The following is a 21,364-nucleotide window of genomic DNA, read 5'->3' on the forward strand; positions in this document are numbered from 1 at the left end:
GGCCTGCGACGGTGATGCCCGTTCGGGCGCAGCCTTACGCGACCACGGCGGGCGGGGCGTCCTTGTCGGGGTCGCGGCCATGCCGCCGGTCGAGCAGCCGCATGATCGGCGTCACCGTCAGCCCGTGCAGCACGATCGAGAACAGCACGACCAGCCCCATCAGCCCCCACAGGCGCTCGGCCTGCGCGACCTCGATATGGTTGAGCCCGTACGCGAGATAATAGATCGATCCGACCCCGCGGATCCCGAAGAACGCGAGCGTCAGCTTCTCCGAGCGATCCGCCTGGTGCCCCGTCAAGCCGATCAACCCGGTAATCGGGCGGATGACCAGCAGGATCACCAGCGCGATCAGCACGTCCACCAGCGACACCGACGCCAGCAGCCCACTCACCAGCGCGCCGCCGAACAGCAGCAGCAACACCATCATCGCCAGCCGTTCGATCTGTTCGGTCACGTCGTGCATGTCGTGGTGGAAGTCGTGCGTCCGGTGCGTGCCGCGGAACGTCAACGCGGTCACAAACACCGCGAGAAAACCGTAGCAGTGGAGGAGCTCGGTAAAACCATAAGAGATGCAGGTCGCCGCCAGCGCGATCAGCCCGTCGCCGGTCTGGGCAAGCTTGGTCTGCGCCGGGACATGGAACGTCAGCCACCCGAAGGCACGGCCGATCGCCCACCCCACGCCGATCCCCGCGCCGATCTCCCACACCACCCGGTACGTCAGCCACTCCCCCACCCACGGCCGGCTCGCCCCGGCGGCGGCGAGCATGATCGCGAGATGGACGAACGGAAACGCGAAACCATCGTTGAGGCCAGCCTCGGACGTGAGCCCGAACCGCACCTCGTCCTCATCCTCGCTCTTGGGCGGCCCGACCTGAATATCGGACGCCAGGACGGGATCGGTTGGCGCAAGGCTGGCCGCGAGCAGCAGCGCGATCGCCCAGGGCAGTCCCATTCCCCACGCCGTCACCACCGCAATCGCCAGGATGCCGAGCGGCATCGTGATCGCCAGCAGGCGCCAGGTGACGGTCCAGTCCTTCCAGCGGAACACCCGGTCGATCTTCAACCCCGCCCCCATCAGCGCGATGATGACGACGAATTCGGTAAAGCGCTCGGTCACCTCCGGGTAAAGCAGCGGCAGCGGCTTGAGCGTCACTTCCGGCAACGAGAACAGCGCCGCCCCCAGCGCGATGCACACGATCGGCAGCGACAGCGGCAGTTTGCGCAGCGCCAGCGGCAACCACACGACGAGCGCGGTCAGCAAGCCGAAGCCGGTGAGCATGAGAATGTACGGATCGGGTGACCCGAGAGCGGCAATCATGACGGGTCTTTCCGTTGCAAACACGCCGTCGCGGCAGCACGGTGTATGCCAGGACAGTGGGGCGATATCGGGACGACACGCGACGGGACCAAGCATCCCGCGCCGCATATGCAAGAGGGAAACGCCCCAGAAGCGATTTGGACCCTTCGGGATCTCCGGCCATGCTCGCCCCGGATCGTACGGCGTGAAGGGATCGATCCGCTACGCCTGCCGAAACCGTCATGGCGGATCGTCCCGCTCGGGACCTTTCTGGCGAGGCAGGCGTATCGCTTGTTCGTCAGGATGGCACAGAAAGAGACCAGCGGATGATTGCAGCGGACGTGTTCACCACCCTCGACATCGAACTCAAACCGGATCCTTCCCGTACCGTCATCCGTCCGTTCAGCTTCGAATATCCCTCCGCGTTCAACCAGACGCCGACGCGCCTCCAGGAAGTCGCGGCGCGGGTCATGGCGTTGGAGCCAGAAGCGCGCGACCGCATGTTGCGACTGCTCAACGATGCGATGGCAACGCGGCACCGTAACGTCGAAAACGTGTTCCTGCGGCGGTTTGAAGAGGTCAAAGGCGACCTCGGCGACCTGAACGTCCCGGAAAAGCGCGATCAACTGCTGTTGGGTGCCTATTTCAGCCAGGAGTATGCGTTCGAATCCGCAGCGTTGTTCAACCCGAGCATCGTCACCCTGCCCGACCAGGATCCGAACGACGACAGCATCCGCTTCATCATTTCGCTGCGCGGCGTGGGCGAGGGCCATATTTCTTCCGTCACGTTCCGGACCGGGACGTGGGACGGCGGCACCGATCTCGTCGTCGATCCCCCGAGCGAGCAAGGTGTTCCGCCGCGGATCGACAGCGACAACGACGGCTGGGTGCGGATGCGCGCGGAGGACAGCGAGGACATTTCCGAAACCGTGATCTTCCCGATTCTGCCGAGCCAGCGGAAAGGCGTCGAGGATCTGCGCCTCGTACGGTTTACCGATCACGACGGCGTGGAAAGCGTGATCGGGACGTACACTGCGTTCGACGGCAACACCGCGCGCGCCGAGCTGCTGCGCGGCATCGATCAGCGGACGTTCGAAATGCGGGCGCTGACCGGCGAAATGGCCGGATACAAGGGCATGGCGCTGTTTCCGCGACGGGTCGATGGACGCTTCGCGATGATCGGGCGGCAGGACAACGTCAATCTGTGGCTGCTCTATTCCGATGATCTCCTGAACTGGGATGAAGGCAGCCCGATCATGGGTCCCAAATACCCGTGGGAGTTCGTCCAGATCGGCAATTGCGGCTCGCCGATCGAAATCGATGAAGGCTGGCTGCTGTTCACGCATGGCGTGGGCATGGTGCGCGGCTATTGTGTTGGCGCCTGCCTGCTGGACAAGGACGACCCGTCGAAAGTCCTTGCCCGCACCCCGTCCCCGCTCCTGTTCCCCTCCGGCGAACAACGCGGCGGCTATGTACCGAACGTGACGTACAGTTGCGGAGCACTGCTGCATCGGCGGCGGATCCTGCTGCCCTATGCGATCGGCGATGAATACAGCGCCTTCGCCACCGGCAGTGTCGACGACCTGCTCAGCGTGATGGTGTAGACCGTCACTGACCAATAATGCGGTCTGACGCGCACCTTGCGAACGGCGGGTAGCGTAGTCCCGCCTTGCCAACGCGCCGCCCCGCGCGTTGGCAAGGATTCGCCTTGATAGTGCGACGTCGCACCCGTCGGACTGGCTACGCTCTCTGCGGCGTCCGGCGTCGCTCCTCGCACGCTGACCCGACTTCAAGCCGCTGATCCTCGATCGACCTGTCGAGAGCATCGCAATTCGCGCGTCATAGACCCCATACGGTCATGCGCTGCCTCTGGCAATAACCGGATACTCTACCCGCCGATCTTCGTAATAACCTTATTACGCCGGTTAGTTTATCACGCGTCGAACATTAGCATTTTCGAGCAAAATAGTACGAGCCTAATGCAACTAGGCTTTGATATTATAATACTTTTTCCAATAAAAATACGACCTTCTGTGCTCTCCTTAGTTCTCTTAATGCCGTTCAAGTCGTTTGGTTGTTCTTCGACTCATTAACTGTGTTCCAAAATGGAATGTTATCGACTATAGACTCGCCTTTAGATCGAGTCCGGAAGCGTGTTGAGCTTCTTATACCGATCTTCTGTACCCTATTATTGCGTGCGATTTGGATGGAACAGCATTTGCCTGTCTAGGGCCGATGCTTGGTCGGGGGAAGCATGCGCGTCACGGGCTATCTACTTCAGTCGTTGGTTTTCGTGGCGACGATTCCGCTGTGTGCGATGAGTGCAGATGCTTCAGCGAGATCGAGCGAGCGCTATGAATTCCGCAGTGAAGATCTCGAAACGACTCTTGACATAGGCAATCCAACGCCATCGTGGAAAACGACGGCGAATACCAGTGCTCGACTGACGATCAATACGCCGCCCCGTGGCGGCCTACTATCGTCTGATGGTTGCGATGCACAGGAATACTCTTCCAATGCTTCGATCACTCGAGATTTGGTTTGCACTACGGAAAGCGGCCTCGCCCACCTTGGCGAACCGTCCCGGCGGATGGCCGGAATCCGGCCCGTTTCGGCGTTCATCGACATGGGCGACAGCATGAGCAACCGCATCATGTACAAATATCACAAAAGCCAGGTCCACGAATTCGAGATCTTGAGCTTGCTCAAACTGTATCCCGGTATCCTCGAAGCGCTACGGGTAAAATTCGGGAACCCTGCCGGAGACCGGAACACTAGCGTCATGAACATCTACCGGCCGGACTAAGCTGTTCTTGTAGTGCAGGCACCGACGCCGTGTTCATGCGTCGGAATCCGCCGTGCGCCCGCCCTGCCCCCTCGACACGACGCCAAAACGCCTGCGCGAACGGTCCGAAGTTCCCGACAGATGACGGAATCGTCCACGTGCCTTTTGAAGACCGGCACGACCAGCCGGCTCGCCCTCCCGACAGGAAGGCAGAGGGCGTCCGGGATGCAGACCGATGTTGGGCAGTAATCGCGCAGCACGGATACGGCGCGCCTCATGCGCTGGGTTTCGCGTAGCGCTTCCAAGGGAGGATCGCGAGCGATCCGCCGGGCACGCGCCGCTGCCGCTGCCGTGCGCAACCCGCGACAAAAAACGGGCGGCTGAGGAGCAGCCGCCCGCGCGCGCAGTAAAAAGGGCGCTGCCCCCGCCCGTTCGCCAGGCAGGGGCAGCAGGACTATTATTTGGCGTAGACCTTGCGCGCGAACGCGGCGATCGCGTCGGCCATTGCCTTGGGCTGTTCGGGCGCCATCGCATGGCCGGCGTTGGGAATGACCTGCACCGTCACCCGGTCGCCGAGCATGCTCTTCAACACGCCCGAGAACCGCCGTGGGGCGACCGTGTCCTTTTCCGCCTGGAGGTCGAGGATCGGCGCGGTGCCGGCGGCGAAATAGTCGTCCACCGGCGTGTTGTTGCGCGCATACCCCTGCGCGTCGTGGGTTTCCTTATGCCAGCCGCCCAACCAGACGCGGGGATCGTTGCCGGGCGCGAAGAACGCCTTGCGGAGATACTCGAGCCGCTTGGCCTCGGGGAGCTCGGTATGGCTCGGTCCGTCGATCGCCTCACGCATTTCGGCGTTGATCGGCTTCTCGCCCGACCCTGGCGGCACCTTCCCGGCGGAGGCCGCGACGAGCACGACGCCCCGCACCAGATCGGGGCGATCGGTTGCCAGCTGACGCGCGGGGAAATTGCCCCAGGCGTGGCCGACCACCACGACCGGCCCGGCCTTCTCATGCTCGACCACCGCCGCGACGTCCTTGGCGAAGTCGTGGACGGTCAGCTTTTCCATCGGCCCCTTGCTCCGCGCGATCCCGCGCGGCTCCGGGCGAAGGACGCGGAAACCCGATTGCTGGAGCCGCGCCGCAACCTTGTCATAGTCACGACCGGACCGACCGAGCGACGGCAGCATGACGATGACCGGTCCCTTGCCCTGCGTGGTGACGTCGATCTGGACGTTGTCGTAGCGAACGAGTTCGTGACCGAGGCGCTGCGCGACCGCCGGCTGCGCGGCGACCATCGCCACCACGGCGATCGGTGCGAAATGACGGGTGAAGCTCTTCATGATCGTTCTCCTGGGATACATGGGAATTGCGGCGAGACTGGAGGCGTTCGGGCCCGTGCTCCGTCAGCAGCGGCCTGGAGGCGGCGCGCGTCCGGATGGTGCGCAACGGTCGCGCTGCGGCCACCGGCAACAGCCCTCGGCAACAGCGTTCTGCGGAGGAAGCGGAAAACCGACCGACATCAGGCGTACAACCGCGTCGGATTGTCGACCAGAACGGCCTGTGCCCGCGCATCCGTCGCGCAGACGTCGAGGATGAAGGCGAGAAGCGCCGCGTCGTCGGGCACCGGTCCCTTGATGTTCGGGTGCGGCCAGTCGGTTCCCCAGATCGCGCGATCCGGCGCCGCCTCCAGCAGCATCCGGGTATAGGCGGTCGCGTGCGGCGATGGCTCGGCAGCGCCCTGCATCGCACGATCCACGCCGGAAAGCTTGATCCACCGACTGGGGTTCTGGAGGTGTACAACCAGCGCGGCAAGCTGCGCCGGGTCCACCGGCGCGGTCAGATCGGGCCGGGCCATGTGATCGATCACCAGCGGCGTCGCCAGCGTGGTCCATTGCTCGAGCACGGGGATCAGCACCGGCAGTTCGCCATGCACGAGCACGTGCCACCCGAGCGCGTGCACACGCTCCGCCGTCCGACGCAGCGCCGCGGGATCGCGACTGCCGGGCAAATGGCCCATCAGGTTGAAGCGGATGCCCCGGATGCCACCATCGTGCAGATGCTGGAGCTGCGCGTCGGTCGTTGCCGCATCGATCACGCCGATCCCGCGATACCGGCCACCGCTCGCGGCGATCGCCTCGAGGATCGCCGCATGATCCGTGCCATAAGGCGCCGCCTGGACGAGCACGCCCTGGGCGATGCCAAGACGCTCATGCAGCGCCTGCAACGCGGTGAAAGGCGCCGCGTCCGGCGTGTACGCCGCCGTGGCGGGCAGCGGAAACCGGTCGAACGGACCATAGATGTGGGTGTGACAATCCCACGCTCCGTGCGGCATCTTGGTCGAAGTCATCGATAGTCCTTGTTCGGTCGTCGCATCGACACAGCCAGCCAGAAGCCCCCCCGCCAGACCGACGGCGGCACCACCCAGAAGGTCGCGGCGGCTCGGGTGGTCCGACGTCATCGGGCGTAATGCCCGGTTCCACGCGGTGCGGTCCCCGGCTTCGCGCTTGCCACTGCGGGAATGGCGTTCGGGCTCATGCCGTCACCGTCGCTTCGGGATGGGCGGCGGCGGGCGTCTCGATCGGCTTTGCCGGGCCGCGCAGGAGACTCCGCCCCGGTGCGTGGCCGGTTTCCGCTTCGAACGCTGCCGGGTCGAAACCGCCCTCCCACCGCGCGATGACGAACACCGCGAGCGTGTTGCCGACGATGTTGGTCAGCGCGGTCGCGGTCGCCATGATCCGGTCGATCCCGAACAACAGCCCCAGACCGCCGAGCGGCAGCGTGCGCACCGATTGCAGCGTCGCGGCAAGCTTGATGAACGCGCCCCCCGCGACCGTCGTACCGCCCTTGGAGGTCAGCGCCAGGATCGCGAGCAACCCGATCTGCTGCCACAGGCTGAACGGCGTGTCGGTCGCCTGCGCGATGAAGCCGATCGCGACCGCCATGTAGATCGACGTGCCGTCGAGATTGAAACTATACCCCGCCGGCAGGACGAACCCGACCACGACATCGTCGCACCCGCTCTTCTTGAGCTTCTCCAGCAATCGCGGGAAGGCGACTTCCCCCGATGCGGTGCCGAAGACGAGCAGGATCTCGTCGCGGATCAGGCTGAGCATCGGGAGGAACGGCAGGCCGATCACCCAGGCGATCGCCCAAAGGAAGATGAACACGAACAGCGCGGAAGCGAGATAATAGACGCCGATCAGCTTCAGCAGGTACAGCAGCGTCTCGCCGCCATTGCTGCCGACCGCCGCCGCCATCGCGCCGAACGCGCCGAGCGGGGCGAGTTTCATCAGGAAGCTCAGCATCTTGAACAGGATGGTCTGCGCTTCCTCGATCCCGCGCACCGTCAGCGAATCGGGGCCGCACACGCGGTTGATCGCGATGCCGGCCAGCAGCGAGATGAGCAGCACCTGCAGGATATCGCCGGTCGCAAACGCGCCGACGAGCGTATTGGGAATGATGTGGAGGAAGAAATCGACGGGCGCGATCTTGCCCGCGTTGACGGCGGCGGCGGGCTCGACCAGGTCGGTCGCGTGCAAGCCGACGCCGGGCTGGAGCAGATTGACCGCGACCAGACCGAACACCATCGCGACGGTGCTGACAACCTCGAAATAGACCAGCGACTTGATCCCCATCCGCCCCAGCGCGCGCATGTCGGAGACGTGGGTCAGACCGTGGACGAGCGTCAGGAAGATGATCGGCGCGAGCATCATCTTGAGCAGCGCGATGAACGCCTGTCCGATCGGCTTCATGGCGGTGCCCCAGGCTGGCACGACCAGACCGAGGATCACGGCCAGGACGAGTGCGATCAGCACCTGGACGTGGAGTTTCTTCAGATGCTTCAAGACGCGCCTCTCCAGGGTTCCGGGCTGTATGCCCGCCGATTGCCCATTGTCCGACACCGCTGACGATGTTGATGCAATGCTATGCGGTCTGTTGCCGCTTCTTGCCGGAACCCTTGGTACGGCGAAGTTCGAGCTAGAGCTAAAACCGATTTTATATGGCAGCTTATGCCGTTCCGGCATATTGAGGCGAGCCGACCTGTTCAGACGGTCGTGGACCCCCTGGCCTTGGCACGCGATTCGGTCGCCCCCGTCATGGCCTGTTCACCTCGATGCCGCGATGGTGATCCTTCACCGGAGACCATCATGCCGATCCTCGCCCTGCTCTTGCTCGCGGCGCCAGCGCTATCGCTGCCGCCGTGTCGTGCGGGTCAGCTGCGCCTGACGCTCGACGGCCACGATGGCGACTTCAACGGCATGTCGCATGCGGGAACCGAACTTTCGATCCGCAACGTCGGCCCGGCGTGCGCGCTGGACGCCTTGCCCGCGGTGCGGTTCCGCGACGCGCGGAATCGCGCGCTGCCCGCCGCGCGCGCGGCACCCCGCGGCATGCACCCCGGTCCGGTGCTGGTGCCGGTCCGCCTCGCCACGGGGGATCGCGCGACATCGCAGCTCCGCTGGATTTCCGGCCCGGTCTTCCCGCGCAACCGAACCCTGCGCGCGCGCAAGATCACGGTCGGCATCGGCACGACCACACTGCCGACACCGCTCCGCGCATCGCTGTACGGCCCCGCCGGGCAACCCGCCCCGTTCGAGCAAACCCCTTTCCACGCGATCGAAAGCGGGTCCGAACGGTGACCGCCATCCCCAACACCCTCGAACTCGCCGGACGGGCGATCGTCGACATTCCAAGCTTCTATGCCGAGATCAATCGCGTCTTCATGGCGGACGAAACCTGGGCGCTGGCGGAGAGTCTCGATGCGTTGAACGACCTGCTGTACGGCGGCTATGGCGCGATCGACGGGCGCGCGCCCGTCGAACTCGTCTGGCGGGAGATGGAGGCGAGCCGAGCCGCCCTCGGCATCGAAACGACGCGGGCTTGGTTGCTGGAGAAGCTGCAAAGCCCCGCCACGTTTAATACCGATGTCATCCGCAACCAGCTCGACGCGCTCGAACGCGGCGAAGGACAGACCTATTTCGACATCATTCTCGAGATCATCGGGGATCATCGCAACATCATGCTCGTACCGGCGTGACGCACAACGCGTCAGGGGGCATGCGCTCACACTTCGAAAAGGGACGACGAATGCGACTGCTGAAAATGATGACGGGCGCAACGCTCGCCCTGGCCGGGTGCGCAGCGCCCCAGCGCGAAGCCGCGCCGCACCCTGCCGGATCGCCCCCGGCGCAGATCCGCAGCGTCACCTATGCCACGACGCCATGCCACGGTTTCTGCCCGGTCTACAGCGTCACGATCGGCGCCGATGGCGCGGGCGTGTTCACCGGCACGCGCAACACCGCGGTAAGCGGCGAACGCCGCTTCACCGCGACCGCCCGGCAGGTCACCGACTTCTTCGCACGGTTGCACCCCTATCTGCCCGTCGGCGAACGCCTGCTGACCGGACCGGAAACCTGCAAGACCTATGCGTCCGATCTGTCCTCGGCGGATGTTACCTGGAGCGGCGCTGGCGGCAACGGCCACCTGGTCTACGATTACGGCTGCGATCGCGGCGGGAACCAGGCGCTGGCCGAAGCCTTGCGCGGCGCACCCCAGGCGCTCCCGATCGCCGACCTGATCGGCAAGCGCTGAGCGTCCCGCCCCGCAAAGGCCGGGGAACGCCGCTGATCCGTCACGCCGCGTCGCGGGATTGCTCGGACAGGCGTTCCAGCAACCGGTCGAGCGGCAGCGGGCGGCTGATGAAATATCCCTGGATTAGGTCGCATCCACAGCGTTCGAGGAAGTCGAGGCAGGCTTGGTCCTCGACGCCTTCCGCGACGACCTTGAGGCCGAGATCGTGTGCCAGGGCGATCGTGGACCGCACCAGCACCCCGTCCGCATGGTTGCTATGGGCGTGCTGGACGAAGCTTCGGTCGATCTTCAGTTCGGTGAGCGGGAGCTGCCGCAGATAGGTCAGCGTCGATTGGCCGGTGCCATAATCGTCCATCGACAACGCCACGCCAAGATCGCGATAACGTTCGAGCGCCGCGATCGCGCTGGTCGGATCGGACATGGCGGCGGATTCGGTGACTTCGAAGACCAGCGCGGTCGCCGGGACATCCGTCTCGTGAAGGATCCGCTCGACCGCCGCGTTGAATGCCGCATCCGACAGCAGGTTTGCGGAGATGTTGACGGCGGCCGTGATGGGACCATGCTGCCGGCGCCAGGCGGAGGCATCGCGTAATACCGTTCGCAGCACGTGCAGCGTGAGCGGTGCGATGCGGTTGGTCTTTTCGGCCAGCGGAATGAACAGGTCGGGTCCGATGAACCCGCGCTGCGGATGCCGCCAGCGGACCAGCGCCTCGGTACTGGTGATCCGCCCCGCCCGCACATCGTATTTCGGCTGGTAGAACACCTCGATACCGCCGTCCGCGAGTCCGACGTCCAGCTCGCCCATCAGCGAGATCGTGCGCTCGAGATCGCCATCGTCGGCCAGGCTGCGCCGCCAGAAACGCCCGCCCTGCAGCGCGTCCTCCGCGGCCAGCGCCGCGTCGGCCAGCAAGCGTTCGATCGTGGCCGCGGCCCCCACTGCCACGCCCAGCACGGCCGCGACATCGACCTTGCGGCCGACCACTTCGACCGCCTGCAACACCACGGCGCGCAGCCCGTCGAGCGTGTCCTCGACGGGCTCGTCCCGCGGCAACAGGAACGCAAGCTGCCGGTCCGCCGAACGGTAAACGCGGTGGCCCGATGCGACGAGCGCGAGGCGATCGGCGACTCGCACCACGACATCGGCCGATGGCCGCGAACCGAGGATCGCGACGAGACTGTCGTAATTGACCAGCTGCAGGACCACGAGCGTGCACATCGCGTCGCCGCGATGCTCCGCAACCAGCGACAGGCCGTTGGGCAGGCCCGTCGTCTCGTCGATCATCCGCTGGGCGCGGAACCGCCCGGCCACGTCGCGGCCAGCGCAGGCCAGGCCCGCAACCGCGATCATGCTCAGCGCGGCGGCCAGCGGATAGGTGACGAGCACAACGTGCTGCGCGAACAGCACGACCCCCGTCACGACGATCCCTGCCCCCACAACCGCGACGAACAGGCCGGTGCCCCGCGTGCGCACGATGCCGAGCAGCGTCAGCAGCGCGAGCAGGAACGGCATCGTGCCGCTGCCGTAGCGCGGAATTCCGCGCAGCAGCGTTTCGGCGGCCATCGCCTGAACCACCACCCCGGGGATGACGCCCCACGACGGCGTCGCATAGCGATCGCCCATCTCCACCGCGGTCGCGCCGATCAGGACCGACCGACCGCGCACGCGTGCCAGATCGGCCTTGCCGTCGCGCACGTCGATGAAGCTGAGCCGGGGAATGGTCGACGGGTCGATCGACATGTCGATCGGGAAGCCGACGTCCACGACCCCCGAGCGTTGCGCGATATAGGACGACAACGAAGGGCGCGGTACGCCGTCCGTCATCGTGCCGAACGGCATCGACCGGACCTGTCCGTCCGGATCAGGCTGGATGCTGACCGACGCAAGCGCAGCCTGCGATCGGAACATTGCAAGTGGCAGCGCGTCGATCGTCCGCTGATCGGTGGCATCGGCGCTTTGCCCGAACGTCGGCAAGGCGACCATGCCATCGGCCCGCGCCAGCGCTGCGGCAAAGGCGGTGTCACCCTTGGCGTCGGACGCCGATGAGAAATCGACGTCGAACACGATCGCCGCGGCACCGGCCCGGCGCAGGGCATCGACCACTGCGGCGTAATGCGCGCGGGACCATGGCCAACGCTGGATCGTGGCGGCACTCTGGGCGTCCATCTCGACGACCACGACCTTGCCGCTCGCAGCACGCGGAACGATCCCGAACCGGGCAACCGACAGCGTGCGGTCGAGCACCGCGCCGAGCGGGAGGATCGCCAGCAGCACGCCCACCACGATCGCCGTCCCCAGGATCAGCCAGCTGGACGGTCGCCGGTCGAAGATCGCGGTGAGCATCGCCGCCCCCCGCATCAGAACACCCGCGCCAGGCGGAACGACACGCGCGGATCGCGATTGCCCGTGTCGAAGCGGTCCCGGTTGAGCGGCAGCGCGACTTCGAGCATCCCGCTCAACCGACCGCGGCTGACGCGCGCGCCAGCAGCGGCGGAGAGCAACGCACCGCCGCCAGTGCCGCCGCGCAAATTGGCGACATAGCCCCCGTCGACCGAGGCGTAGAGTTCGACCCGGTCGACCACCGGTGCGGCGACATGGCCCAGATCGAAGCGGATTTCCCCCGATCCCAACACGCCATTGTCCCCGGTCCGCTCGGCATAATCATACGCGTGCCCGAAGCCCGGCCCCCCGACCCCGAGTTCGAAAGTCGCCAGCAACGGCCGCGAGGCCAGCTGCGCCTCCGACCCGAGCGCCAGGCTAACCTTGCGGGACAAGGGCGCGACCCATTCCGCTGCGTAGCTGACGACGACGAACCGGGCATCGCCGTCGCGCCGCGAGATCATCGCGTCGCCTTCGTGCGATACACCCGGCAATGGAAGTCCATCGGTAACCCGCAAGCCCCCGCGCAAGATCCCCGCCCCCGCGCGCATCGTCCCATTGACCGCGCCGGTCAGCGTCGCAACCGAATCGCTTCGCAACGGAAAGTCGCGCAGGGTCTGATCGCTGCGAAGCCCACGAATCTCGACGGTCGCCCACAGGCTATGTTCGCGCGACCGCACGATCGGCTTCGAATAGAAGACGCTCGCGTCGACCGTCTCTCCGGTCACATCGAGCGGCGCCAGGGATGCGCCGGGATTTGCCAGACCATAAGACGCCGACAGCGACAGCGTGGCCCCGTTCGCATCGACCGGGGCAGTATAGCGCCCGCGGACGAAAACGAATTCGGATGGCTCGATTGGCGTGTTCGCCAGAATCAGGCTCGCCTCGTCCCCCGCCGTCAGAAGATGTCGCGCATTGCCGATCACGGTCGTCCGGATCGGACCGACTTCTTTGCTGCCACGATTGTCGACCTGCGCGTACGCGCTCAGGCGATCCTCCTCGATCGTCACCAGCAGGATCCCGAAGCCGTCCTGGCGGAGATACTTGCTCTCCTTGACCGTCACCCCCGGAATATCGCCAACGAGCAGGATCGCGCGCTCCAGTTCCATGCGGCGGACCGGTCGTCCCGTGACGAGCGCGCGCGTCAGGATGCGATCGGCAAGCGCATTGGCATGGCCGATGACCCGCACCGCCGTAAGCGCGCCCGCATCCAGCCGAACGCGCAACACGCCGTCCGCCATCGCTTGCGGTTCGATCCACGCACTCGCGAACGGATATCCCGCCTGTCGTGCGACATCGGCAACCGCGCGGGACAGTGCCTTCAGATCGTCGCTCGAAAGATTACGTCCGATATAGCCGGCCAGCGAATTCCTGAAGCGGTCGCGCGCGATTTCATCGCCCCCCTCGACGACAATCGCGCGGGCCAGTCGCGGTGCGATCTGCGGGTCGGACGGCACCGATCTCGGGCCGGGGGCGACGACGGGATTGTCGCTGGGCATCGTCGGCGCGGGGCGCGGCAGGCTTCGCGAGATGATCGAAGGGTCCGCGCGATTGAGCTGCTCCTGTGCCTGCGCGGCGCCCCACGGATACAGCACGGCCGCCCCGCCGGTCAGCACAGTTTTCCCAAAACGCATTCGAAATCCTCCAGCCTCTATCGGCTGGTTAGGGAGCAAGCCTTTGCAAAAGGTTAGTTTCTTCGATGGCTAACGCGTGATTAAGCGTGCGCTTGAACGTTTTGAATAGGGCCACGCGCTACTCGATCCTCGTGGATGAGAGGGTATTGGGATGCGTAAACGGTTGATCGCGCTTTTCGCTGTGGGGTGTTCCTCGACTGCGATGGCTTCGGGCCCGGGTTGGACGGTGAGCGAAACGAGCGGCCCGGTCCAGATCGGCCATGCCGGTCTCAGCAAGGTGGCGACGCGCGGTCTCGGGATCGCGGCAGGAGACACGGTGACGACGGGTCCCGGCGGTCGCGCGGTCCTGGTGCGCGGATCGGAATATATGATGGTCGCCGCCGCCTCGCGGCTCCGGTTGCCAGCGGAAACCGCGCCGACCGGCGTCTCGCAGGTGATCCAGGAAGTCGGCAACGTCGTCTTCATGATCAAGAAGAAGATGACCCCGCATTTCGAGGTGAAGACCCCGTATCTCGCCGCCGTGGTCAAGGGCACGACCTTCTCGATCGGCGTGTCCGAAAAGGGCGCGTCGGTTCAGGTGCTCGAGGGCGCGGTGGACGTGGCGACGCCCGACGGCGGCGCGCATGATCTGTTGCGCCCCGGCTCGGTCGCGGTGATCGGCGCACAGGATTTGTATCGCATGCGGGTGGATACCGCCGGGGTGAGCAAGATCGTGGCGTCGCCGGCTGCGCCAGCCGACGCTGTCTCCGCCGGCCCCATCGCCGCAAGCGCGCCCGCACTGGCAGCCTCGGCAGCGCCCACCGAGACAGCGGCGATCGACGTGACAATCCATGAAGCCCCGGTCTCGCTGGCGGCAATCACCAACGGGTTGGTCGGCGGCACGACCGGCGGCGCATCCGACCTGACCGAAGTCGCGGCGGTCACGCGGACCGTTACCGAAGCCTCGACCTCGGCGCTCAAGACGGTCGCCACGGTCAACGCCGCGATCGCGGCTGGCACAGCGAATACGCTCGCGACCGAGATGGCCAGCAATCAGGCGAATGCAGCGCAAATGGCGGCGCAAGCCAGGATGGCAGCGGACCAGGCCGCGCAGCTTTCCGCGCTGAACGCGCAACAAGCCGCCGCGGCGACGGCGCAAGCCGCTGCCGACCGCGCCAACAGCGAGGCGGCCGCCGCTGCTGCGAAAGCGGTCGCGGACGCGGCAGCCCAGGCGGCCAGCGAGGCGGCGGCCGGTGCAGCGAAGGCGCAATCCGACATATCCGCAGCCGCCGAAGCGCAAAGGAACGCCAGGGCGGCCGCCGACCAGGCGGCCAAAGCGGCAGCGCAGGCCGCGCTGGAAGCAGCAAACGCCGCGGGAAATGCTGCGGCCGAAGTTGCGGCACAAAAAGCCGCCGCAGACGCAGCAAAAACCATGGATGATCTTGCCAAGGCCAATGCGGCCGCGGCGCTGGTGGCCGCCGAAAAGGCAGCCAAGGATGCAGCGAGGGCCGCGTCCGATCAGGCCGCAATCAAGGCGGCACAAGACGCCGCCCACGCCGCCAACGAGGCAGCCAAGGCCGCTGCCGACCAAGCTGCCAAGCAGGGTGAAGGCGCGTCAAAAGCTGCGGCCAACGCTGCGGCACAGATCGCCGCAAACCTGGCAAAACAACAACAGGAAGCCGCAAAGGCCGCAGCGCAATCCGCAAACGAAGCGGCATCCGCCGCAGCGGCGGCTGCGAAGAACGCTCAAAACACGGTGAGTACGATTGTATTATCGACGTTGAACGCGCTCACGGGTCTCTTCAAAGGGAAGTGACCGCAATCTCTGGGAAAGGTTCCGCAGTTATGCGCAAGCTCGTCGGCTTGCGTATGGTTGCGTTACGCGCCCCGTTCTTGGGCCGACGCCACGCAACCACATGCGAAATCGGTCTGTCTCTAACGGTTTCACAGGATCCCCTTCAAGGTCGGCAGCGAACACAATGTCCTACCCGCGGGTGTTGCTCCTAGAGTGGTCGTTTCTGCGGGTTGGGTGCCACGGGGTCGAGTAGCCGGGACTGATCTCCAGGTTCTCGGCGTCCGTTAGACGAAGGGATTGTCACTGGCCCGCCGGTCAGTACACGTCGCGTCGGTATCGACCATCTTCGGCAAGGCGATCGAGTCGCTCGGCGCCGATGATCGACTCCAACGCGTCGTGAACACCTTGCGCCATTCCCTCGAGGCTACCGCAGACCATCACCGTCGCGCCCGCGTCGATCCACGCGCGAAGCGCCGTCTCCGTTTCATGGACCAGGTCCTGGACGTAGCGGCCACAATCCACGTCGCGCGAATAGCAGCGGTCCAGCCGGGCGAGCGTCGCATCCGCGAGCCAGCCGGTCAGTTCGTCGTCGAAATACCGCTCATGCGCGGCGGTGCGTTCGCCGAACAAGAGCCAATGCCCACGGCGCCCGGCATGCGCCTGTTCGCGCAGATGCGCGCGCAAGCCAGCGATGCCGGTGCCGTTCCCGATCAGGATCAGTGGCGTCGCGTCACGATCGTCGGTGCGGAAGCTCGGGTTGGGGCGAATCCGCAGCGGCGTGGCCGATCCGAGCGGGAGATACGCGGTCAGCCAGCCCGACCCGGTGCCCAACCGACCATCGGCGTCCCGCACCTGCCGTACGACGAGGTCGAGCGTCCCGTCCGCAGGGATCGAGGCGGCGGAATATTCGCGGATCGGCAGGGGGCGCAGCTTCGCGTCGGGCGGCAGCATCACGGTCATCAACGTTTCGCGCGCGTGCGTGGCGCGCGTGAGGACATCGCCGTCGTCGGCTTGGGCGGCGAGCAGCGCATCCACCGTCGCTGGCGCGTTGCACGGCTGCACCTCGACGATGTCGCCCGCCGCCCAGTCCATCGCGGAATCGACCGGCGGCTCGAAGCGCAGATGATAGGCCTTGAGCGCGTCGCTCCCCGGATTGAGGTCTACGCGTTCGACGAGAGTCCAGTTTTCGAACGCGGCGGCGGTCTGGCCCCGCGTTCCCACAAGGGCGCCGAGCTCGTGCAATTGGCTTGCCCAGCACGCCCCGGCTTCGGCATCGTTCCGGTCCATGGCGATCATCGCGAACAACGGCTTGGCTCCGGCACGGGCCAGCCACGACTCCACCGCGCAGCCGTAGCCGCAGAAGTCGGGATATTCGCGGTCCGCCAAGCGCCAGCACGCCGTAAGCGAGATGGGCGAGATCAGGGTCTTTCCTCCCGCGCAGCATGCGCGTGGTGAACCCGCGCGCCATGTCGGGCGGCTCGCCATCGCCATAGGTGCTGACGACGAAGAGCACTTTCGTGGTCGTGGCAAGCAGTTCGGGCGTGACCGCGCCGACCGGAACCACCTGCACGCGGACTCCGCCCTGACCGAGCGCCTGCGCCGCGTTGCGGGCGAGAATTGCCGCCGTACCGGTCTGGCTGGCATAGGCGATCAGCAGATCGCCCGCACTTTGCGACGCAGGAGATTGCGCTTCCAGTGCCCGCGCCGCGCGCGTCCGCTTGCGCCGCGAGAAATAGAGAAGAAAGCCGGTCACCGTGAACAGCGGCATGGTCAGGCTGGTCAACAGCATCACGATCCGACCGGGCAAGCCGAAGAACGCGCCACGATGCAGTTCGAACATGCTTTGCGTGACGATCGTGCCGAGCGGCCGACGGTCGTAGAAATCGCGCTTCTTGAGCTTGCTCGTCCCAGGAACGTAGCTGTAGCGGTCGAGCTGGCGCAGGTGGCGCGCGTCGGCGCGGCGCGCATCGAAGGTGATCGCCTGCATCGGCTGATGTGGCGGCGGGCGGGAGATACGCACCCAGACGTAGCGGTCGCCCGTCACAGCGCGGAAGTTCGCCCAGGCGGGATCGATGGCGGGGCGCGGCGCGATGCCGCCAGCGGCCTTGTGCATGCCGTTACCGTCCTCGCCGCCAGCCTTTCCGGTCAGGGCATAGGTCACGCCGCGACTATACCAGTCGTAGCTCCACCAAAGGCCCGTCAGCGCGCTCAGCAGGTAAAAGAGCAGCACCCAGGTGCCGATCACGACATGCAGGCCGCGCCACAGGTTGCGGCCGGTCTTGCGCAAATCCAGCACCAGCCACGCGCGCCAGTCCAGCGCACGACGCGGCCAGCGGAGATAGAGGCCGGAGAGCGCGAAGAAGATCAGTGCCATCGCGCTCGCACCCGTGATCTGGCGGCCGATCCCGTTGCCGCCGCCGGGCAGCGCCAGCCAGCGGTGCAGGTCGTCCACCGTATCGAAGAAAGCCGCGCCCGCGGGCTCACCGAGCCAGCGCCCGGTCGCCCGGTCCGCCCGGCCCTGTTTACGGTCGTGCCCCGCGTTCGCGGTAAGACGGACCGCATGCGAGCGGTCGCGCGGCACTTCCCAGTCGAGCCGACTGACATAATAGCCCGGATTGTCCGCCTGCACGCGTGCGATCACCGCGTCCGGTGACAAGTCTGCGCGCACCGGCACGCCGGGCGCGTAGAGGCGCGGCGACAGGGCCTCGCTGATCTCGTCCTCGAAGCTCATCGCCGCGCCGGTGACGCCCATCACCGCAAGCACGATCCCGGCGGTGATGCCCAGAAACCAGTGGATCTGAAAGAGTATGCGCTTTGCCATTGACGGTCCGTTTGCCTCGAAGACCACGCCTATCACGCGAACGCACAAATATGCAATTGCGAGTTAATTGCATTAACAGTAGGGGCCAGCCACAGTCAAAGGGGGTTTCATGGGTTTCTGGTTGGTAGCAGCGTCTGCTGCGGCAATGGCGACGAACACACCGGCAGCGGGTAACGGGGCAGCGGGTGACCGGGTCGCGGGTAACGGGGCGGCGGGTGACCGAGCGGATCAGATCGACCCCAAGCTGGATGAGGAGATCATCGTCATCGGCCGGTTGCCGACGTTCAAGACCGATGTCGTGCAGATCGGCGCGTTCCGTAATCAGTCGATCCTCGATACGCCGGCGACGGTCGCGGTGATCCCCAGGGCGCTGCTCGATGCGCAGGGCGCCACCGGACTCGAAGACGCGTTGCGCAACACGCCCGGCGTCACCCAACAGGCGACCAGCCCCACCACCAGCAACAATTTCGTGTCACGCGGCGTCCTGATGAACGCGCGCACCAACTATCGCCTCAATGGCGCGCTTCAGATCATCAACCTCAGCCCGGTGCCGATCGAAAACAAGCAGCGGGTCGAACTGCTCAAAGGCGTTTCCGCGCTTTATTACGGCATCGCCACGCCCTCGGGCATCGTCAACGTGGTGGCCAAGCGCGCTGGCGCCCACCCTGTCACCAACGCCTATGTCAACGGTGATGTCGAAGGCAGTTTCGGCGGCGGTGTCGATATCGGGCGCACGTTCGGTGACGCGGGGCAGTTCGGCGCGCGGATCAACGCCTATGCGTCGCATGTCGAAACCCCGATCGATGGCGTGAACGGCCACCGCTACCTCGTCAGCGGCGCGTTCGACTGGCAGGCGACCGAGCGGCTGTCGTTCAAGCTCGATGTGGAGCATTATCGCCGCGCGACCGACGAACCGGGCGGCATCGCGCTGTCCGCGTTCCAATTGCTCGATCATATCCCTGACCCGCACCATCGCTACGCCCCGGTCAATGCGCCCTATCGGACGTGGTCGACCAACGTGTTGGGGCGCGCCGATTACGTGCTGGGCGGGGACTGGTCGATCCGCGTCGAATCGGGGCTGGCGCAATCGCGGCGCCAGCGCAGCCGGGCCGATTTCAGCTTCACCAGCGCCGCCACGGTCGCGCGCGGTGCCGGCCGGATTTCGGGCAATTACACACCCGATCAGGCATATCGCAACGAATATGTCCGCGGCGAAATCGCCGGCAAGGTCGAGACCCTCGGCATCACCCACGACCTGTTGTTCGGTGTGGCCCGCAACCGGCAGGTGCAGGAGGACCAGCATCAGGCCAGCTACACGGCGGTGGCGCAGAACATCAACGATCCGGTCGCGATCGACTTCGGCAGCCTGGTGTTCGCCGCGCCCCGGCTTCAGGCGGGCAGCGTCAACATCGACACCGGGATCTACGCGATGGATATCGCGCATGTCGGAGAGAAGGTGCTGTTGATCGGCGGCGTGCGCCGCGTGCTGTACGACACCGCGGATTCGACCGGCAACTACCGGATGACGGCGTGGACCCCGACCGGGGGCGTGGTGTTCAAGCCCACGCCGACATCCAGTCTTTATTTCACCTATATCGAGGGTCTGGAAAGTGCCGGCACCGCTCCCGCCGGGACCGCCAACGAAGGCGACGTCCTCGCGCCCGTGCTCAGCAAGCAGATCGAAGCGGGCGCCCGGATCGAGGTCGCCGGCGCGTTGGCGAGCGTCGCTTATTTCCACATCGATCGCGGCCTCAGCTATACCGACAGCAGCAACGTCTATGTCGTCAACGGTCGCGCGATCCACGAAGGCGTCGAAGCATCGCTACAGGGAAATCTGACGCGGCAGCTTTCGGTCGCGCTGTCGGGCCAGTATCTCGACGCTACCCAGCGCAATACCGGCCTCGCCGCGCAGAATGGCAAGCGGGTGGACAACACCCCGCAATGGTCAACCTCGCTCTTCGCGCAATATCGCCCGGCCGCCCTCCCCGCGCTGGGTGTGAGCGCCGGTATCTATTATACGGGCCTGCGCTACGCCGATGCGCGCAATCGGTACGCGATGCCCGGCTACACGACCTACAGCCTCGGTGCGGACTATAAGATCCGGCTCGCCGATGCGCGCGCGCTGACCTTGCGCGTGAATGGCGATAACATCACCAACACACGCTATTGGTCGACGGGTGGTTCGGTGTTTTACGTCGGCCTCGCGCGGCAGGTCCGCTTCTCGGCAAGCATGGATTTCTGACCCGGCGCGGCCCCAGAGCGAAAGGTGCCGATCGCGCGACGGTGTTTTGCAAGCGCATGAATGATCTTCGAAAAAGCGCGGCATTTGCGCGCCGGGCAGCAAATACAAATCGCTTGTCGCCAGTCTCGTTACAGAGCCTGAAACAGATCGCGCCGCTCACATTAATAAGTCTTAACCCTGATTTCGGCCCAGATCCAAAGGGCATTTTGCCAACAGTGCAATTGATTACCAGCTTTCTCGGAAATCCTATAAAGAAGAAATAGAACATGGCGAGCAAAGGCGGAATCGACCGGTTCATTAATGCTTCGGCGCGGTGCTCGTTCACCCTTCCGGCACTCAAAGCGAAGGGACGACCACCATTTCACGCGTAGCAGGCCTCGTGCTTCAATTAACCCTCCTGATCGTTGCGATCGGCCTCGTCGTGGTTCTTCACGATGGTGTCTGGGCATCGGACACCATCGTGATATGGACAGCGGTGGTCGCGGTGGTCCTCTCGCTCATCGTCATTTCCCAGATCTGGATGGTGTTGAAGAGCTCGGAACGCGCAAAGATCGCGGAGCGCGGGAAGCGACACGAGAGCAAAAAGCGCCCCCCCAGCAACCAGCGCCAGGTACCGCCAGCCGCCAGAAAGGAAAACGCGGTGAACCATACGCAGCGCTTCAGAGGGTTGATGATCGCGCGCGAGCAGGCAAAGCGGGAAAGCGAACGAGAAGAAAGCCGTCTTTTGAATATCGAAGCCGATATTCGCATCATGAACGAAACGAAGAGCAAATGGTAAACAGGCCGCCGCCCGCAGTCTTCGGCGACCGCGGCAGCGCCCCCCCTACCGGTAGCGGCTCAAAA

General features: G+C 65.3%; 16 protein-coding genes. 8 read left to right on the plus strand and 8 right to left on the minus strand.

The genetic code is table 11. The annotated features are described in order from the left end of the window. Positions 1-34: 34 nt before the first annotated feature. On the minus strand, positions 35-1,318 hold the full coding sequence (locus tag ABIC16_RS17415) for a cation:proton antiporter (RefSeq protein ID WP_277967922.1): 1,284 nt from the start codon (positions 1,316-1,318) through the stop codon (positions 35-37). 305 nt (positions 1,319-1,623) lie between these two features. Here ABIC16_RS17415 and ABIC16_RS17420 point away from each other — a divergent pair, with 305 nt between their 5' ends. Both ABIC16_RS17420 and ABIC16_RS17425 read left to right on the plus strand, forming a co-directional pair. Beyond that, positions 1,624-2,901 carry a glycoside hydrolase family 130 protein gene (locus tag ABIC16_RS17420; protein WP_354292034.1) on the plus strand — a complete coding sequence of 426 codons (1,278 nt, stop codon included), beginning with the start codon at positions 1,624-1,626 and terminating at the stop codon, positions 2,899-2,901. Positions 2,902-3,551: 650 nt separating this feature from the next. Continuing rightward, positions 3,552-4,103, plus strand: coding sequence for a hypothetical protein (locus tag ABIC16_RS17425; RefSeq protein WP_354292035.1), 552 nt, complete (start codon positions 3,552-3,554; stop codon positions 4,101-4,103). Between the two features lie 436 nt (positions 4,104-4,539). On the opposite strand, the gene ABIC16_RS17430 is transcribed toward ABIC16_RS17425, so the two are convergent. The 3 genes from ABIC16_RS17430 to ABIC16_RS17440 all read right to left on the minus strand — a co-directional run bounded on the left by ABIC16_RS17430 (position 4,540) and on the right by ABIC16_RS17440 (position 7,926). After that, complete coding sequence (locus ABIC16_RS17430) at positions 4,540-5,421, minus strand: alpha/beta fold hydrolase (protein ID WP_354292036.1); 882 nt, start codon at positions 5,419-5,421, stop codon at positions 4,540-4,542. Positions 5,422-5,600: 179 nt separating this feature from the next. Then, a complete protein-coding gene (locus tag ABIC16_RS17435) occupies positions 5,601-6,539 on the minus strand; it encodes an amidohydrolase family protein (protein ID WP_354292037.1) in 939 nt (312 codons plus the stop codon). A gap of 73 nt (positions 6,540-6,612) precedes the next feature. Next, positions 6,613-7,926 carry a cation:dicarboxylate symporter family transporter gene (locus tag ABIC16_RS17440; protein WP_354292038.1) on the minus strand — a complete coding sequence of 438 codons (1,314 nt, stop codon included), beginning with the start codon at positions 7,924-7,926 and terminating at the stop codon, positions 6,613-6,615. 303 nt (positions 7,927-8,229) lie between these two features. Here ABIC16_RS17440 and ABIC16_RS17445 point away from each other — a divergent pair, with 303 nt between their 5' ends. Genes ABIC16_RS17445 through ABIC16_RS17455 form a run of 3 tightly spaced genes read left to right on the plus strand, consistent with a single transcriptional unit; the run spans position 8,230 to position 9,673 of the window. Continuing rightward, positions 8,230-8,721, plus strand: a complete 492-nt coding sequence (locus tag ABIC16_RS17445) for a DUF4232 domain-containing protein (RefSeq protein WP_354292039.1) — start codon at positions 8,230-8,232, stop codon at positions 8,719-8,721. Continuing rightward, complete coding sequence (locus ABIC16_RS17450; RefSeq protein WP_354292040.1) at positions 8,718-9,119, plus strand: barstar family protein; 402 nt, start codon at positions 8,718-8,720, stop codon at positions 9,117-9,119. The genes ABIC16_RS17445 and ABIC16_RS17450 overlap by 4 nt, the downstream gene beginning before the upstream one ends. 50 nt (positions 9,120-9,169) lie before the next feature. Next, positions 9,170-9,673, plus strand: a complete 504-nt coding sequence (locus tag ABIC16_RS17455) for a DUF6438 domain-containing protein (protein WP_354292041.1) — start codon at positions 9,170-9,172, stop codon at positions 9,671-9,673. A 40-nt stretch (positions 9,674-9,713) separates the two neighbouring features. On the opposite strand, the gene ABIC16_RS17460 is transcribed toward ABIC16_RS17455, so the two are convergent. Together ABIC16_RS17460 and ABIC16_RS17465 are read right to left on the minus strand one after the other, a co-directional pair. After that, a complete protein-coding gene (locus ABIC16_RS17460) occupies positions 9,714-12,014 on the minus strand; it encodes an EAL domain-containing protein (RefSeq protein WP_354292042.1) in 2,301 nt (766 codons plus the stop codon). A gap of 14 nt (positions 12,015-12,028) precedes the next feature. Further along, positions 12,029-13,684, minus strand: coding sequence for a ShlB/FhaC/HecB family hemolysin secretion/activation protein (locus tag ABIC16_RS17465; RefSeq protein WP_354292043.1), 1,656 nt, complete (start codon positions 13,682-13,684; stop codon positions 12,029-12,031). Positions 13,685-13,886: 202 nt separating this feature from the next. Between ABIC16_RS17465 and ABIC16_RS17470 the strand changes: the two genes are divergently transcribed. After that, positions 13,887-15,479 carry a FecR domain-containing protein gene (locus tag ABIC16_RS17470; RefSeq protein WP_354292044.1) on the plus strand — a complete coding sequence of 531 codons (1,593 nt, stop codon included), beginning with the start codon at positions 13,887-13,889 and terminating at the stop codon, positions 15,477-15,479. A 294-nt stretch (positions 15,480-15,773) separates the two neighbouring features. On the opposite strand, the gene ABIC16_RS17475 is transcribed toward ABIC16_RS17470, so the two are convergent. Together ABIC16_RS17475 and ABIC16_RS17480 are read right to left on the minus strand one after the other, a co-directional pair. Further along, the gene (locus tag ABIC16_RS17475) at positions 15,774-16,289 is read right to left on the minus strand and encodes a ferredoxin reductase domain-containing protein (protein ID WP_354292045.1); all 516 of its coding nucleotides are present in this window, start codon (positions 16,287-16,289) and stop codon (positions 15,774-15,776) included. Then, positions 16,189-18,279: a PepSY-associated TM helix domain-containing protein gene (locus ABIC16_RS17480; protein ID WP_354292046.1), complete on the minus strand. Its 2,091-nt coding sequence runs from the start codon at positions 18,277-18,279 to the stop codon at positions 16,189-16,191. Before ABIC16_RS17480 ends, ABIC16_RS17475 begins: the two co-directional genes overlap by 101 nt. A 109-nt stretch (positions 18,280-18,388) precedes the next feature. Between ABIC16_RS17480 and ABIC16_RS17485 the strand changes: the two genes are divergently transcribed. Together ABIC16_RS17485 and ABIC16_RS17490 are read left to right on the plus strand one after the other, a co-directional pair. Next, positions 18,389-20,521, plus strand: coding sequence for a TonB-dependent receptor (locus ABIC16_RS17485; RefSeq protein WP_354292047.1), 2,133 nt, complete (start codon positions 18,389-18,391; stop codon positions 20,519-20,521). 313 nt (positions 20,522-20,834) lie between these two features. After that, on the plus strand, positions 20,835-21,299 hold the full coding sequence (locus ABIC16_RS17490) for a hypothetical protein (protein ID WP_354292048.1): 465 nt from the start codon (positions 20,835-20,837) through the stop codon (positions 21,297-21,299). Positions 21,300-21,364 lie beyond the last annotated feature (65 nt).

It is taken from the genome of Sphingomonas sp. PvP055 (assembly GCF_040546365.1).
GTDB lineage: Bacteria > Pseudomonadota > Alphaproteobacteria > Sphingomonadales > Sphingomonadaceae > Sphingomonas > Sphingomonas echinoides_A.